This is a genomic window from uncultured Helicobacter sp. (assembly GCF_910577135.1).
GTDB classification, from domain to species: domain Bacteria; phylum Campylobacterota; class Campylobacteria; order Campylobacterales; family Helicobacteraceae; genus Helicobacter_C; species Helicobacter_C mastomyrinus.
In genome coordinates, this window is record NZ_CAJTLL010000001.1 from 106,091 (window position 1) to 121,066 (window position 14,976).

Below are 14,976 nucleotides of genomic sequence, written 5' to 3' on the forward strand. Positions count from 1 at the left end.
ATAGGCTATAATGCCTCCCTCAAAGTGATACAAACAAGGAGAATTATATGAATATCGGTTTCTATCGAGCATCTCTTATTGGGGATAATATGGTCGCTCTGTATGGAATCTACGCTATGAAATGCCTCCACCCTGATGCTACGCTCATCGTCTATACAAATGCCTATGGTATTAATCTATATAGCCAATTTCACTTTATTGATGTCCTTATCGATGTGGGAGAGATGAGCGAAAAAACGCTTATAGAGGACATTAATAGCCGCAATTTTGCGCTCTTTATCCTCACACAGTCAAATCGTGCAGCTTGCCATATCTTTAAGCAAACAAATATCAAACGAATCATCACATTTATGACGCGCTGGAGTTTTGCAAAGCAGCGATTTGATACCGTATATATTCCACGATTTTCCATCGCCTATGTGCCATATGTTTTGAGACTCCCCCAATACAAACGCATTTTAAAGCTTGTATATCATTCTATTAACCCCCCCCCCCCCCGTTGTAACTTATTGCATAAACCACCAAAGATTGATTTCTCACCCATTAGATTACAAAGCAGCCCAAGCCATAAGGCGAGAATCGCAGACTTCCTGCATAAGCACAACCTGCAAAATCGCCCCATAGTCGCCATCAATCCTTTTGTCTATACCACGAGCCATAATTTAACGCTTGAGGGTTGGCGTGAGCTTATCACACATCTTGCACGCACCTATCCTTATATAGGATTTGTTATCCCTACATATAAAGATAATGCTAAGATTTGCTTTGATGATATGGAAAATGTCGCTATATTCAATAACGATTCTGATTTGCTTAACATCGTAGCATTGCTTGAATCTACCTCCCTGTTCATTAGCCCAAGCACAGGGCTTAGCCATATTGCAGATAATCTAGGCACACCAATGATTTGGCTCTGCAGCAGGAGGGATAGCTTTGTGTGGGTTGGGGAAACGATGAATCCGAAGCTATTTGTCATACTCAAGCAGCGAACTTCCAAAATGAGTGAGCAAGCCCAAAAAAAGTATATAGAGCTTGCAAAACAAAAGTTTCAAGTTGTCATAAAAGATTTGAATGCAAGATAAATAAAGATTCTAGCCTCAATCTTTAAAACTCACTCAATAAGCAAGCTCAAGATTTAATACTTTAAGTATATTCATATTGATACGCCTTAAATCTGCAAGACTACAAACATAAAAATCAAAATATAGTATCTTATATTTTCGCAAAGATTGTGCAAAAATATCAAAGGCATACATCATATACATCCATAAAAATGGGAGCGCAAAAAGACATATGATTTTATGATAATTGTTTGTCTGCAGTGCTAAAACCTCAATGCTCAAAATTTAATTTACGATATTACATATCACAAATAAAAATCAAAAATGCTTCGATTCAAAAGAAAATATGCCCAACCTAAAAGGAACTGATAGTATGAGAAGTGTGTAAGGAATCAAATAAGATTCCTTACATTAAAAGAGAAGCTGAGAGATTAGATAACGCCTTGGTCTATCATCGCTCCTGCCACTTTTCTAAATCCGGCGATATTTGCTCCTAGCACGAGGTTTGTAGGCTCACCAAATTCTTTAGCAGTCTCACTTGCATTAGCATAAATGCTTTCCATAATACCGTGCAAACGTTTATCCACCACTTCAAAAGTCCAAGGATTCATACTTGCATTTTGTGCCATTTCTAGTCCGCTTACAGCTACACCACCAGCATTTGCAGCCTTGCCCGGTCCGTAGCAGATTTTTGCATTAAGGAACTGATGGACAGCTTCTATGGTTGAGGGCATATTCGCTCCCTCGCTCACGCATTTGCAGCCATTGGCTAGAAGTGTTTTTGCGTCATTAGCGTTAAGCTCATTTTGTGTCGCTGATGGGAACGCAGCAAAACAAGGTATCGCCCATACTGCATTTGTCCCTGCAGGATAATCACTCACCTTAGTATATTTCGCACTTGGGCGCTCTTTAGCATATTCTGTCAATGAGGCACGGCGCACTTCTTTGATCTCTTTAAGCAATGCTAAATCAATACCATCTTTATCATAAATCATACCTTGAGAATCACTCACAGTAACAGGAATTGCACCGAGTTGTTGAAGTTTTTCAACGGTATAAATTGCCACATTACCAGCACCCGAAACGGTACAGATTTTACCCTCTAAGCTTTCACCTCGTGCTTTGAGCATTTCTTGAGCGAAATACACACAGCCATAGCCCGTAGCTTCCGTTCTTACCAAGCTTCCGCCCCAGGAGAGAGCCTTGCCTGTAAGCACACCATCAAAACGATTAGTAAGTTTGCGGTATTGTCCATAGAGATAGCCGATTTCTCGCCCACCTACACCAATATCACCCGCTGGCACATCGGTAGTGGCACCAATATGGCGGAAAAGCTCATTCATAAACGCTTGACAAAAACGCATAATTTCACCTTCACTTTTCCCCTTAGGGTCAAAGTCGCTTCCACCTTTACCACCGCCCATAGCAAGTGTGGTAAGAGAGTTTTTCAAAATTTGTTCAAATCCTAGAAATTTAATCACACCTTCATTTACACTTGGGTGAAATCGCAATCCACCTTTATAGGGTCCAATAGCAGCATTAAATTCTATACGATAGGCTCGATTGGTTTGAATCTTACCTTTATCATCAACCCAGCTTACGCGGAAGTGGATTTCTCTATCTGGAATCGTGAGACGCTCTAAAATCGCATAAGATTCATATTTCTTATCTTTTTGAAGTGCTGGTTTCAGCGATTCAAATACTTCCTCCACAGCTTGATGAAAAAGCGTCTGTGAAGGATATTGCTCTTTAAGTTTGTTGAGGACATTGACTGCATACGACATAGTGTCTCCTTCAAATTGAGATATGCGTTAAACGCAAACGCATTATAAAGTAATTAACCTTAAATATTCTTAATTAAGTTTAATTAAAGGTAATTTTTACAAACCAAGTCCCAAAATTTCCCATAATCCATTCACTTCTTCATCTTCAAGCAAAATCGTGCTTTGCGTATGGAGAAAGGATAAAATCCGCTCTATATCAAAGCTACTCCCGCCAATGCAGCCCTGATGTGCAAAAATAAAGCCCTGTGCTAAACTGACAGATGTGGCAAGTGCCCCCTCACACATAAAGCATAAAGAATCCTTGCTTTGATGTGCCCTCCCCTCAAAGTGCAGTATCTTAGCATACATTTCAAGCACCACGCGCTTGGGATTCTGTGAATGTAGCTTATGTGCGCCCTCATCTAAAAGCGTATAATAAAATGTATCAATCTCATATATATCAAACAGATGCCGATGAAGCAATTTGATAAAATGCTGCCATATATAATAACGTGTGCTATCAAATTCCCATTTATGCCCTAAATGCAAAATATGCTTAAGCTTAGGGAGGAAAGCAAGGTTGAGCTCTTCTTCAAAATCAATCTTGCGCCCGATATTAATGATGCTATGCCGCGCCCCATAGAATCGATATAATGTCTTAATATACATAGGTGTGAGAATCTTCACAATCATATCTTCTGTGCGCGTTTTTTGCATATACAAAATATACCCTTGCACGACTATCCTTACTTTAAGCATTTCTAACGCATAATTCTAGCTGAATTTTATATGCTTTAAGGGGTTCACTCTTGCGGACATTTTTATATCAAGCTACTCTTGCCACACAAAAGATTATTGATACCTTGCAGCATAAAGACAAATCACTCTATACCCTGCATCAAATCGGTGCAGGAGGCGATAGAAGCATAGGGGCGGACTTAGTGAGCGAGAGCATTTATAAGGAGTATTTGCTGCCTTTGGCAAGTATCAATTCCGAAGAGAGCGGCTTTATACAGGGGGCGAGAAGTGATTATATTATGCTAGACCCGCTCGATGGGAGCGATAACTTCCTCTCTCATATCCCTTATTATGGCGCTTCTTTGGCACTTTGTGATACAAATGGCAGAGTAAAGGAGGCTGTAATTTTTAACTTCTGCACTAAAGAGGGCAGAGCGCGAGTGGAGGATAAAGTCATACGATTTGCTATTGAATCCTATCTGCAAGAGGGCGAGGCGGCTTTTATCGCATTAGAATCTTTGCCACTCACAAAATGCGGAATTTTTGAAAAAGCGTATTCTAATCCGCATATCACTGCACTTTTATATCAAAATCACTTAAAGTTCCGCTCTTTAGGGGCGAGTGCGCTATCTATCGCGCAATCTTATGAAGTGAATTTTATGCTTTTTATGGGTAATATCCGCGATTTTGATAGCAAGGCAGGATTGTTTTTATGCGAAAAGCTGCATCATATTCGCACAAATAATTTTACACTTATAAGCAAAGATAAGCATATTTTTGATATGATTTCACATATCGTTTTAGAATCTAAAGGATAGAAATGGGATTGGGTAGTTTGTTTAAACCAAAGAAAGAAGAAAACAAAGATAAAGAGCAAAACCAAGACGTACAGAAGATTGACGCACCTCCTAATCATTGGCTTAAATGCCCTAGTTGTAATGCTATGATGTACTATAAAGAGGTATTTTCACAAAGCCATATCTGCCCTAAATGCAATTATCATTTTAGAATCTCTGCTACTGAGCGTATAGAAATGCTTTGCGATACAGATACATTTATTGAAATCGATAAGGATTTGCGTCCTATTGACCCGCTTGAATTTGTCGATAAAAAAAGCTACAAACAACGTATCCGCGAGAGTGAGGAGAAAACCGGCAGGGCAAGTTCGGTAATCGCAGGGGAGGGGCTTATAAATGGCATAGAAATGCAAATCGTGCTTTTTGACTTTGCCTTCATGGGTGGCTCTCTAGGCTCGGTAGAGGGAGAGAAAATCGTCCGTGCTACCAATCGAGCAGTGGCAAAAAAGCAAACATTAGTCATTCTCTCCACAAGTGGAGGCGCACGTATGCAAGAATCCACCTTTTCACTTATGCAAATGGCTAAGACCTCTTGTGCGTTAAATAAACTCTCTGATGCGGGATTGCCCTTTATTTCTGTGTTGCTTGACCCTACTTTTGGAGGCGTGAGCGCGTCTTTTGCATTTTTAGGAGATATTATCATCGCTGAGCCGGGCGCGATTATTGGTTTTGCAGGACCACGTGTGATAAAGCAAACTATTGGTGCGGACTTACCAGAGGGATTCCAAACGGCTGAATTTCTCCTAGAACACGGGCTTATTGATATGGTAGTGCATCGTAAAGATTTAAAAAAGACATTGAGCGATATTAGCAAAATGCTTAATCCAAACTATGCAAATCAACATTTATTCTATAACTAAAAAAGACGCCGCTTATCGAGCATTGCAAGAGGAGCTATGTATGCGATGTAAGCCATTTGGTGCAAATATCAAGCATTTTGAGCTATTCCCCCAATCTGTGAAAAATGCCCAAAAAATCTCTTTAAATAAAGCACAGCAGAGCTATACGCATATTTTTACCCCTTATCTTAATACGAATGGGCTTAATATCGCCCTTGACCCAGGGGGAAAAAGCTATGATTCTCATAGTTTTGCGCATTTGATAGAATCTCACCAACTCATACAATTTTTTATCGGTGGGGCTTATGGGCTTGAAAAATCTTTTGTGAATCTCACTCACGCGGTGAGCCTAAGCGCGATGACATTAAGCCATAAAATCGCCAAGCTTGTGCTATGTGAGCAAATCTATCGGGCATTAAGCATTTTATCATCTCACCCTTATCATAAATAGGAGGATTTATGATTGATTATACTTTTTTTGAGACACTTCTTAAGCAACGCTTACATAAGCTTTGTGAGAGCATCGAGCATAAAAACACGCATATTACACATATTCAAAACACTCATCATAAAGATGAGGGCGATATTGTCGGGGCTGGATTACAAGGGAATCTAGAAATGGGTATGATTAATTTATATCAAAATGAAATCCGCGATATTCGCAAATCTCTGCAAAAAATCAAAGATGGTATATTTGGGATATGTGAAATGTGCGATGATGAAATCGATGTAGAGCGCCTCAAAGTCAAGCCTCACGCAAAATACTGCATTAATTGTCGTGAGCTATTTGAAAAAACGCAAAAAAAGGAGCGATAGTGAAACTGAAATATTATGTGATATTTTCTTTTGTGTTTATGCTCGTTATTGGGCTATATGTGTATAGTTTAGAATCTTATAACTATACGTATGAGATTCCATTCACGCAAATGCAGATTACACTGCCTTTGGCTGTGTGGATTGTGGGGATTGTGGCTTTATTTTTTGTAGCGACTTTAATATTTTTTGCTTCTGCGTGGGCGCAGGATTTGCTAGAGAATTATCATCGCAAAAATGACTACGATAAATTACTCTCACAAATCAATGAGCAATCCCTCAACCAAGATATCAAGCCTCGTGTGTATAAACGCAAAGCTTTTTCTAATCTATCTAAAATTTTGCAGCGATTTTATTTGAAGCCCAGATTAGATTCCACAGAGAGTTTCAATCGTAAGATTGATACGCTTTTTGAAAATTATAAAGATGTGATGAGCGGTAAGGTAGTGGATTTGAAAACCTATCATCTAAGTCGCGATAATAAATTTAATGTCCAAAATCTTAAAAATAAAATCCATCAACACTACAAATATGGCTTTGAAATCTTAGAACAAGATTATCCCGATGAGTTGAAAAACTACGCAGTGCTTGAGATTCTTAAAAACGCTCAGCCCAAAGAGCAAGAAAAGCTCCTCTCTCGAATCTCCCATATCACGCTTAATAAAACGCTCGCGCAGGAGATGTTCAAAACCTATCTTAAAAACCCCCAAAGCATAGACGCTAAAGATATGCGCGAAGCCTTAAGAAAAGTCCAAACAAGCACAATGGAATATATCCAATATGCCATTATGAGTAGAGGGATACTTACACCTGATGAGTGGATTAAATTTTTTGAATCTTGTGCAGATAATGATGAAAGTGCAGAAATGGCATTTTTTTATGTGCTATTTGAACTAGAAATGATAGATAAGGCAAAAGAGCGCCATCGCAGTCACGCTAAGGACGAATATAAGCTCATTGATGCGTATTTAGATTTAAAATCACTTGGCAAGCACTATCCTTTTGATATTTTTCTTTTGCAGTCCTAAGCTAATTTTAGTCTCATAGGGCGAGTTGGTGTTTAGTATTCTAGCCCTGCGATTTTAAGGGCTTTTTTGCATAATGATGAAAGTGGTTTAGAGTTAAGCTCATTGATAGGAATCAACGTGATTTCATCAAAGATATTTAAGGTTTGAAAGCATTTAAAATCTATATGATAAATATATGCCCTGATATGATATTTAGTATAGTGATGTCTGCATTCTCCACACTTATGTGTTTGCGTGAGGCTATCACTAGTAAGCAAGGGAAGATTATAAAGCCCGTGATATAGCCCTTTGGAGGATCGCACTAAAGCAATATGATGATTATGCACACAAATACCAAGATGTAGTTCTAAAGGTATAAGGGTGGATTGCTTAGGCAGGGGATAGAGATGAGGGGCATTATATCCATCACATAAAGATTGCAAGGGACATATGAGACAAGAGGGGGATTTAGGAGTACATAGGGTAGCACCAATATCAAGCAAGGCTTGATTGTAATCAAAACTAGAATCTATATCTAAAAGGATTTGAGCAAGCTTTTCTAAAAGCACCATTTTTGGATTACTTAGAGCAAAAATACGGCAGAGTAGGCGTCTAATATTCCCATCTACAAAAGATACATTTTGTTTAAAACCAAAGCATAAAATCGCCCCCGCACTATATGCACCAATGCCCGGCAGTGCAATCAACTCATTATATGTGTGTGGTAAAGTATGGGAGAATTTTTGAGCGCATATATGTGCGGTTTTTAACATATTTCTTACACGTGTGTAATAGCCTAATCCCTCCCAAGCTTTAAGCACTTGCTCCTCTGTAGCATAAGAGAGGGCAAGGAGCGTGGGAAAAGATTCCATAAAAGGCTGATAGTAACACTCTAGCACACGTTTTACTTGTGTTTGCTGCAACATCATTTCACTCACATACACGCCATAGGGCGCATTTTCTCCTTGTAGATTACGCCAAGGCAAAGTGAATCTTCCATTGTCCTTATACCAAGCAAGTATATTTTTGCGCCATAACGGGGCTATATGCAGTGCTTTTTCTTGTAATGGGCTAAAGCTTATGTTTTTAGAATCTTCCATAAATGAGAGTGTAGCTAAAAATACAAAATGAGTAGAAGATTTAAAGCCTACAAAAGCAGGGCTAAGAGAGTTATTGCAATCTATGCAAAAAGTGCTTAAAAAAAAGGGGGGGGATTCTAATTTATGTATAAGGGGGTTGAGACATTCTCATTATATTTGTATTATGCTCTTGCTATCTGCGCGGTAATGTATGCTTTTATGCTTGGCATATACCGCCTGTGCGTTCAATGATGGCTTGACAAATCGCCTCCTTGTCCAATCCACTACAAAATCCCCACCCCCCTTACGCACGACATAAAGCCCCACTAAGATTTCAGCTACCCTTTGTAGTAGGGTATTTGGGGGCATTTTTTTACCACAATGAATAATCAAATGCGCACTTGGCACATCACGGATATGAAACCACAAATCATCGGCTTTTGCCACTTCTAAAAGCCTTTGATTGTCCTTTGCATTGCGCCCAATGCTCACCTTATACCCCTGTATAAAAAAGCTCTCTATATCCTTTGTACCTATATTTTTTGCCCTCTTGTGTGCTGGAGCAAAGACCTCTCCGCTCTCATCAAACTGCAAGGTAAAGCCTATTTGCTGCGTGATAAAGGCAATTCTCTCCTGCAAATTGGCTATTTGCTTCTCTAAAAATTTTGCCTTTTTATGATATTTTTTGCTCTGCGTAAAATACCAATTCCCCGCTTCTTGCAAATCCCTTGCGTGTGAAGGCAAGGGGAGATTCACATCATTTGCGTTACTATCTTTTAGCACAATATGCGTTGTGATGATCTTATGTGTGGGCAGCAAATGCAATGAACTAAAAATCAGCTCTCCATACATAGCATACTCCTTAGCAGATTCTAAAAGCTCCTCGCGTTTGGGTAATGTAGCTAATGTATCTATGAGGGATTGCTTCTTGCTTTCAAGTTTTCTAAGTACATTTTGCCTCTTGTCTGCTTTGAGCTTTTCATATTTATCCGCATAAATTTGCTCTAATATCGCACATACATTTTCTGGCGGGATTTCAAGCTGTGTGGGGATACATTCAGGCTGTGGCAAAGGGGATAGAATCTTCCCTACCCGCACCTCTCGCGAGGATTTATGCTGTGGTATATGGCGCAATGCTTCAAGCACAATAAAATCCTTATCACAAAGCACCACATTGGTATATTTGCCGGTAAATTCGCACACAAGCCAAAAATACCGCACCTTATAGTGCTCCCTCTGGGTGAGATAGCATTGCAAGATTCTATTATTCCCATCGATACGTATCTGCTCTATATGTGCCCCTTTCGTGCAAGTAGCGAGTTTATTATCAAAAGGCGCACAAAAGACTTTTGTCCCTATAATCTCTCTTTGAGCAATAAATATATTGCTTTGTGAGCGCGTCATATCCATATAGAATCTATGCGTCTCCCCCTGTCTATCCGCACATATCAACACCAAGAGATTATTATCTATGCGTCTAAAGCACATAATTCGCTCCATATTTTGCATATAGGCGCAAAACCCTTTCAGCAAAGCAAGATTCACTACTTTATCCTATTTACTAAGATGTGTCCTAGCAAATTCAAGGGCTTGTGGCGTGATATTTGAGCCGCTAATAATCCGTGCTACCTCCTGCACCCTGCCTTCAAAATCAAGCTTTGTGATAACGCTACTTTGCCCACGTTTTTCCACCAGATAGTGATTATCAGCTAGGGAGGGCATATGCGTTTGATGAGAGATGGCAAAGATTTGATAATCACGTGAGAGTGTTTTTAGAATCTGCGCTACCCCCTCGCTCTCCTCCCCACTCAAATTCGCATCAATCTCATCAAGCACTAAAATCCCTTTACGTGGCTGTAATTCCATATCAATACACATCATCACCAAACGCAAACGATTATACTCACCTGATGAAATCACATTCACATCGCTATCCCCTAGCCTTAATTCACATTCGCTTATGCCCTTTTGATATAAAGGCACTTCTTTAAGCAACAAATGGCTTTGCTTTAATCGCAGCTGTGTGCAAAGATGTTCAATCCGTGCGTTTAAATCCTTTGCGCATTTTTGGCGATTGTGATGGAGGGTTTGAGCATTTGCTTCACAAGTAGCCTCAAGGGCTTGAATCTGCTTTTGTAGGGCTTGTTTATCAAAGCTTAAATGCTCATATTGGGCTAACTTTTGCTTCTGCCCTTGCAAATAGTTAAGCGCGTTTGTAATACTCCCAAATTTGCGGATAAGCTCGGCAAGTCCTGCGATTTTATCAAGCAGCTCCTCTACATTCATCAGCTCAAGATTCTCCATTCGCTCTGCTTCTTGCTCCACAATCGCCTCAAACTCGCTCAAACCATCAATGAGATTAGGACAGCTCTTATCCACAAGATTCAAAAAACCCTCAAAACTTTGGCTTAATTCTAGCACCTCCCGTACTTTTAAGAGTTGCTCTTTAATCTTTTCTTGCTTGCTTAGCATTTTTTTAAGGTTTAAAAGCTCCTCATACTCACCCTCTTTAGGATTAATCTTTTCAATTTTAGCGATTTCAAATGCCGCAAATTCTTTTAAAGACGTGATATTTGCTTCATTAGATTCTATCTCTTTAAGCTGCTCTTTTAAGGTGCATAATTGTTTAAAATCGCTCTCATAAGTGGTCAGTGTACTTTTATGAACGCTATGCTTTTTTGCGATAAAGTTATCTAAGATTCTTAAAATATTGCTATTTTTTAGCTCATCTGCCCCTTTGGTGCTAATATGTTTGGCAAAGCCATGGACAATATCGTGGAGCTTTTTTTTGGAGCTTGAAGCGTGGTTTAGAAAATAGCGCGTTTTATCCTTTTTTAAAATGCTTAAGACGATTTCATCTTCGTCCTCCTCGTGCGGGATACCATAACCCTCCCAATCAAAATTCATAGTTTCAACATTAATATTTGCTTCAATCAAATCCGCATTGCTCTCCTTAATCCCAAAAATCGCCAATAAGGATTCCATAAATACGGATTTCCCGCTCCCACTCGCGCCGCTAAAGACATTAAATCCCTCCTGCATATATAGCTCTACATCTTTAAAGGCAGGGGAATTATGGATTAAGATACGCTTAATCATTGACTTGCTCCTTATATGCTTGGCTAATATTCATCGCCCCATTTAAACTTTTCTTTCAACACATTAAAATAATCTCTTGTGCGGGGGTAAATCAACATCGCGCTTTGCTTGAGGGCTTGAATCTGCACCTTGTGAAAGGGCATAATATCAATCATCTCCTGCCCATCGATAATGAGCTTTGCCCTCTGCTTTGGACGAAATTCTAGCACAAATTCATCATTAAGCACTAAAGGGCATTGCGTGAGGGAATGCGGTGCGATGGGGGTAAGCAAGATATTGCGACAATAAGGATAAATCACCGAGCCACCTGCACTAATATTATACGCCGTAGAACCTGTAGGAGTGCCAATAATCAAGCCATCGCAACCATAGGTATTAAAATGCTTCCCATCAATATGCGCATCAATGCTCACCATACCGCTTAAATCGTGCTTAGAAATCAAAAATTCATTAATGGCTATAAATGTGTGCATGGCTTCCTGCTGCGTTTGGGTATTATATACCTTTGCTTGAAGCACAAGATGATTTTGCAATGTATAATCCCCGCTTTTAAGATTTGGAATAAAGCTTTTAAGGCTATCGGGCATAATAGCCGTGAGGAAGCCTAGCCGCCCGGTATTAATCCCCATACATGGCAGCCTATACTCAAAAGCACGACGAAGCATAGAAATAAGCGTCCCATCGCCACCTAGGCTAAAGAGTGCATCACATTGCGTGGCGATATATGAAAAATCCCGCCCAAGCAGCTCAATCATACCCCCGCTTATGCTCTCTAAGCTCACCTCTATACCCGCATTATTTAGTTCCTCACACACTTGTAAGAATACACCCTTTAGCTCTGGGCTTGATGGACGCAGAACAATACCTACCTTTTGCAATGGTGGATTTAGCTTATTCATATTTATCTCCATTAATTGCGGGTTTATAATCCTTAACTTAAAGCTACGTGGCATTTTATCACAATAATGTAGCCATAGTGAATCTAATCTTATGAATGCTTGAGCGCCCATAATCTTAATTCTTTATGTGGGGTTGTGCCCTAAAAATAAAACTAAACTCCCCTGTAAATAAGCCTAAATGGTAGTTTCAGCTACAAAATCAGTAGAATAATTATAGATTCTAGCCAAGTTTCGAATTAAATTATATCTTAGCTTTATGCAAGGAGATGATGAATTTATTTTTAAATGACAAATGAAGCGTATAAATTATATTAAGGCTTGATATTGCGCACTACAACTTACACTTTAGCTATATATCAATAAATCCTATTTGCAATAAGCTAAATTATTGACAAAATCCTTTCTTTTTTGAGATATCCAAAGTAATAAAAACAATCACTTGTTTCCAAAAGATTAAAAAAAGCTTGTCTAAAATGTATCAATTTTACACATTAAACATAAAGCCTATTTTTATTGCGTATAAATTAAACACACTTAGTCTATGATTGAATCCTAAATTTTAACTTTTTAGATACGGAGGAAAAGATGGGTTTTATTGATTCTATTAAGGCACAGGCAAAGGCGCGTAAAAAAACGATTGTTTTGCCTGAAGTAACGGACTTGCGCACGATTGAAGCTGCTGTAAAGATTCTCAATGAGGGCTTTGCTGACTTAATTTTATTAGGAGAGCAAGATGAGATTTGCAAAAGGGCTAAAGATCAGCTCTCTCATCTCCCAACAGATGTGTTACAAAAGGCATCTTTTCTCACGCTCAAAGATGAAGCACTCCTTGATAAACTTATTGCACTTTTAGTGAAATTACGAGGGCATAAAGGTATGGATAGCGCAAAAGCAAAAGAGTTGCTACTAAATGATTGTCTCTATTTTGGCGCAGCTCTTGTCAAATCAGGCAAAGCTGATGGTATGGTAGCGGGAGCGATTCACGCTACTTCTAGTGTGCTACGTGCGGCGTTGCAGATTGTAGGCACAGCAGCAGATTCTAAGCTTGTTTCAAGCTTTTTCATTATGGTAGTGCCTGATTGTACTTATGGGTTACAGGGGACATTTGTGTTTGCTGATTGTGGGCTTTGCCAAAATCCTAATGCCGAAGAACTTGCACACATTGCGCTTTCATCTGCTAAGAGTTTTGAATCTATCACTCATAATGAGCCGCTTGTAGCAATGCTAAGTCATTCTACCTATGGTAGCGCAAGCCACCCTGATGTGGATAAAGTCATAGAAGCTACCAAAATCGCAAAAAGCCTCGCTCCACACCTTAAAGTCGATGGGGAATTGCAACTTGATGCAGCAATCGTGCCAAGTGTCGGTGAATCTAAAGCTAAAGGCTCACAGGTTGCAGGAAAGGCAAATGTGCTTGTGTTCCCCGATTTAGACGCGGGGAACATCGGCTACAAGCTCGTGCAGAGATTTGCTAAGGCTGAAGCTTATGGACCTATCGCACAAGGTATGAGTGCACCCATCAATGATTTATCACGAGGGTGTAGTGCTGATGATATAGCAGGTGTAGTAGCTATTAGCGCACTTCAAGCCAAATAAATCCAAATCAAAAAAAGGAGAAAAAATGAATGTTTTAGTCGTTAATTGTGGAAGTTCATCTTTAAAGTTTCAGCTTATTGATGCTGATACAGAGAAGGTTTTAGCAAGCGGTATATGCGATAGAATCGGTATTGATGGCAGTGTGCTTAACTACAAAAATGCTGCAGGAAAAAAATATGAGCAAAAAGAGCCTATACCCAACCATACTAAAGCCATTGAAATGGTGCTAGAATCGCTTATCAATAAAGAATATGGCACGATTAGCTCACTTGAAGATATTCACGCCATTGGGCATCGTGTAGTTCATGGGGGGGAATTTTTCAAAGAATCTGTACTCATCAATGATTATGTGATTGATCGCATTAAAGAATGCTCTGATCTCGCGCCATTACACAATCCTGCACATTTGATGGGCATTGAGGCGTGTAAAGCGAAAATGCCAAACACGCCTATGGTTGTAGTTTTTGACACAGCATTTCATCAAACTATGCCACCAAAAGCTTATATTTATGGTGTGCCTTATGAATGGTATGAGAAGCATAAAGTGCGTAGATATGGATTCCACGGGACGAGTCATAAATATGTATCACAAAAAACTGCCGAATTTTTAGGGCTTGATTATTATAATTCTAAGATTATCGTCTGCCATTTGGGGAATGGTTCATCAATTTCAGCTATTAAAAATGGCGAGTGCGTGGATACAAGTATGGGGCTTACACCGCTAGAGGGCTTAATTATGGGGACACGAAGTGGGGATTTAGACCCTGCGATTTTAGAGTATATCTCTAAGCGCGAGGATTTAGATATTCAAAGTCTGCTTAATATCCTTAACAAAAAATCCGGTGTGCTTGGAATCTCTGGGCTTTCAAGTGATTTTAGAGATTTGCTTGATGCAGATTTAGGGGGGAATGAACGCGCTAAACTCGCACGGGTTGCCTTTGCCTATCGTGTGATGAAATATGTAGGGGCGTATTGTGCGGCGATGAATGGTGTTGATGCGGTGAGCTTCTGCGCTGGTGTGGGAGAAAATGCAAAATTCATACGCGGTATGATTGTGAATAATCTCGCATTTTTGGGTGTCAAACTCGATGAAGAAGCAAATAATATTTGTGGCAAAGAAGCCATCATCTCTACGGCAGATTCTAAAGTAAAAGTGTGCGTGATACCCACTAATGAAGAACTTGTCATCGCTAGAGATACAAAAACTATCGTTTCTCAACTCTAA

The 14,976-nt window shown here is 39.5% G+C and carries 14 protein-coding genes; 8 read left to right on the forward strand and 6 right to left on the reverse strand.

The window, feature by feature from the left end:
• Positions 1-47 precede the first annotated feature (47 nt).
• Positions 48-1,082 (forward strand): glycosyltransferase family 9 protein, encoded by a 1,035-nt coding sequence (locus QZ289_RS00480; protein WP_295697927.1) that lies wholly within the window; start codon positions 48-50, stop codon positions 1,080-1,082.
• 410 nt (positions 1,083-1,492) lie between these two features.
• On the opposite strand, the gene gdhA is transcribed toward QZ289_RS00480, so the two are convergent.
• Together gdhA and recO are read right to left on the reverse strand one after the other, a co-directional pair.
• On the reverse strand, positions 1,493-2,845 hold the full coding sequence (gdhA, locus tag QZ289_RS00485; protein WP_295697930.1) for an NADP-specific glutamate dehydrogenase: 1,353 nt from the start codon (positions 2,843-2,845) through the stop codon (positions 1,493-1,495).
• Positions 2,846-2,941: 96 nt separating this feature from the next.
• Entirely contained in the window at positions 2,942-3,562 is a 621-nt protein-coding gene (gene recO, locus QZ289_RS00490) for a recombination protein RecO (RefSeq protein WP_295697933.1), read from the reverse strand.
• A 71-nt stretch (positions 3,563-3,633) separates the two neighbouring features.
• Here recO and QZ289_RS00495 point away from each other — a divergent pair, with 71 nt between their 5' ends.
• Genes QZ289_RS00495 through QZ289_RS00515 form a run of 5 tightly spaced genes read left to right on the forward strand, consistent with a single transcriptional unit; the run spans position 3,634 to position 7,099 of the window.
• Positions 3,634-4,380 carry an inositol monophosphatase family protein gene (locus tag QZ289_RS00495; RefSeq protein WP_295697936.1) on the forward strand — a complete coding sequence of 249 codons (747 nt, stop codon included), beginning with the start codon at positions 3,634-3,636 and terminating at the stop codon, positions 4,378-4,380.
• Between the two features lie 2 nt (positions 4,381-4,382).
• On the forward strand, positions 4,383-5,279 hold the full coding sequence (gene accD, locus QZ289_RS00500) for an acetyl-CoA carboxylase, carboxyltransferase subunit beta (RefSeq protein WP_295697938.1): 897 nt from the start codon (positions 4,383-4,385) through the stop codon (positions 5,277-5,279).
• Positions 5,251-5,709, forward strand: a complete 459-nt coding sequence (locus QZ289_RS00505; RefSeq protein ID WP_295697940.1) for a 23S rRNA (pseudouridine(1915)-N(3))-methyltransferase RlmH — start codon at positions 5,251-5,253, stop codon at positions 5,707-5,709. Before accD ends, QZ289_RS00505 begins: the two co-directional genes overlap by 29 nt.
• An 8-nt stretch (positions 5,710-5,717) precedes the next feature.
• Positions 5,718-6,074: an RNA polymerase-binding protein DksA gene (gene dksA, locus QZ289_RS00510; protein ID WP_295697942.1), complete on the forward strand. Its 357-nt coding sequence runs from the start codon at positions 5,718-5,720 to the stop codon at positions 6,072-6,074.
• Entirely contained in the window at positions 6,074-7,099 is a 1,026-nt protein-coding gene (locus QZ289_RS00515) for a hypothetical protein (protein WP_295697945.1), read from the forward strand. The genes dksA and QZ289_RS00515 overlap by 1 nt, the downstream gene beginning before the upstream one ends.
• 32 nt (positions 7,100-7,131) lie before the next feature.
• On the opposite strand, the gene mutY is transcribed toward QZ289_RS00515, so the two are convergent.
• The 4 genes from mutY to QZ289_RS00535 all read right to left on the reverse strand — a co-directional run bounded on the left by mutY (position 7,132) and on the right by QZ289_RS00535 (position 12,155).
• The gene (gene mutY / locus QZ289_RS00520; RefSeq protein WP_295697946.1) at positions 7,132-8,178 is read right to left on the reverse strand and encodes an A/G-specific adenine glycosylase; all 1,047 of its coding nucleotides are present in this window, start codon (positions 8,176-8,178) and stop codon (positions 7,132-7,134) included.
• Positions 8,179-8,328: 150 nt separating this feature from the next.
• On the reverse strand, positions 8,329-9,645 hold the full coding sequence (locus QZ289_RS00525; RefSeq protein WP_295697949.1) for an NFACT family protein: 1,317 nt from the start codon (positions 9,643-9,645) through the stop codon (positions 8,329-8,331).
• Between the two features lie 66 nt (positions 9,646-9,711).
• Entirely contained in the window at positions 9,712-11,256 is a 1,545-nt protein-coding gene (locus QZ289_RS00530) for an AAA family ATPase (RefSeq protein WP_295697952.1), read from the reverse strand.
• A gap of 23 nt (positions 11,257-11,279) precedes the next feature.
• Entirely contained in the window at positions 11,280-12,155 is an 876-nt protein-coding gene (locus tag QZ289_RS00535) for an NAD(+)/NADH kinase (RefSeq protein WP_295697953.1), read from the reverse strand.
• 585 nt (positions 12,156-12,740) lie between these two features.
• Here QZ289_RS00535 and pta point away from each other — a divergent pair.
• Positions 12,741-13,751, forward strand: a complete 1,011-nt coding sequence (pta, locus tag QZ289_RS00540) for a phosphate acetyltransferase (protein WP_295697955.1) — start codon at positions 12,741-12,743, stop codon at positions 13,749-13,751.
• Positions 13,752-13,776: 25 nt separating this feature from the next.
• Positions 13,777-14,976 carry an acetate kinase gene (locus QZ289_RS00545; RefSeq protein WP_295697958.1) on the forward strand — a complete coding sequence of 400 codons (1,200 nt, stop codon included), beginning with the start codon at positions 13,777-13,779 and terminating at the stop codon, positions 14,974-14,976.

Excerpts from the sequence above, each read along its gene's own strand:
- QZ289_RS00535 (WP_295697953.1), bottom strand. The coding sequence starts at position 12,155 with ATGAATAAGCTAAATCCACCATTGCAAAAGGTAGGTATTGTTCTGCGT.
- QZ289_RS00525 (WP_295697949.1), bottom strand. The coding sequence starts at position 9,645 with ATGTGCTTTAGACGCATAGATAATAATCTCTTGGTGTTGATATGTGCG.
- gdhA (WP_295697930.1), bottom strand. The coding sequence starts at position 2,845 with ATGTCGTATGCAGTCAATGTCCTCAACAAACTTAAAGAGCAATATCCT.
- mutY (WP_295697946.1), bottom strand. The coding sequence starts at position 8,178 with ATGGAAGATTCTAAAAACATAAGCTTTAGCCCATTACAAGAAAAAGCA.
- QZ289_RS00480 (WP_295697927.1), top strand. The coding sequence starts at position 48 with ATGAATATCGGTTTCTATCGAGCATCTCTTATTGGGGATAATATGGTC.
- accD (WP_295697938.1), top strand. The coding sequence starts at position 4,383 with ATGGGATTGGGTAGTTTGTTTAAACCAAAGAAAGAAGAAAACAAAGAT.
- QZ289_RS00505 (WP_295697940.1), top strand. The coding sequence starts at position 5,251 with ATGCAAATCAACATTTATTCTATAACTAAAAAAGACGCCGCTTATCGA.
- QZ289_RS00545 (WP_295697958.1), top strand. The coding sequence starts at position 13,777 with ATGAATGTTTTAGTCGTTAATTGTGGAAGTTCATCTTTAAAGTTTCAG.
- QZ289_RS00530 (WP_295697952.1), bottom strand. The coding sequence starts at position 11,256 with ATGATTAAGCGTATCTTAATCCATAATTCCCCTGCCTTTAAAGATGTA.
- dksA (WP_295697942.1), top strand. The coding sequence starts at position 5,718 with ATGATTGATTATACTTTTTTTGAGACACTTCTTAAGCAACGCTTACAT.
- pta (WP_295697955.1), top strand. The coding sequence starts at position 12,741 with ATGGGTTTTATTGATTCTATTAAGGCACAGGCAAAGGCGCGTAAAAAA.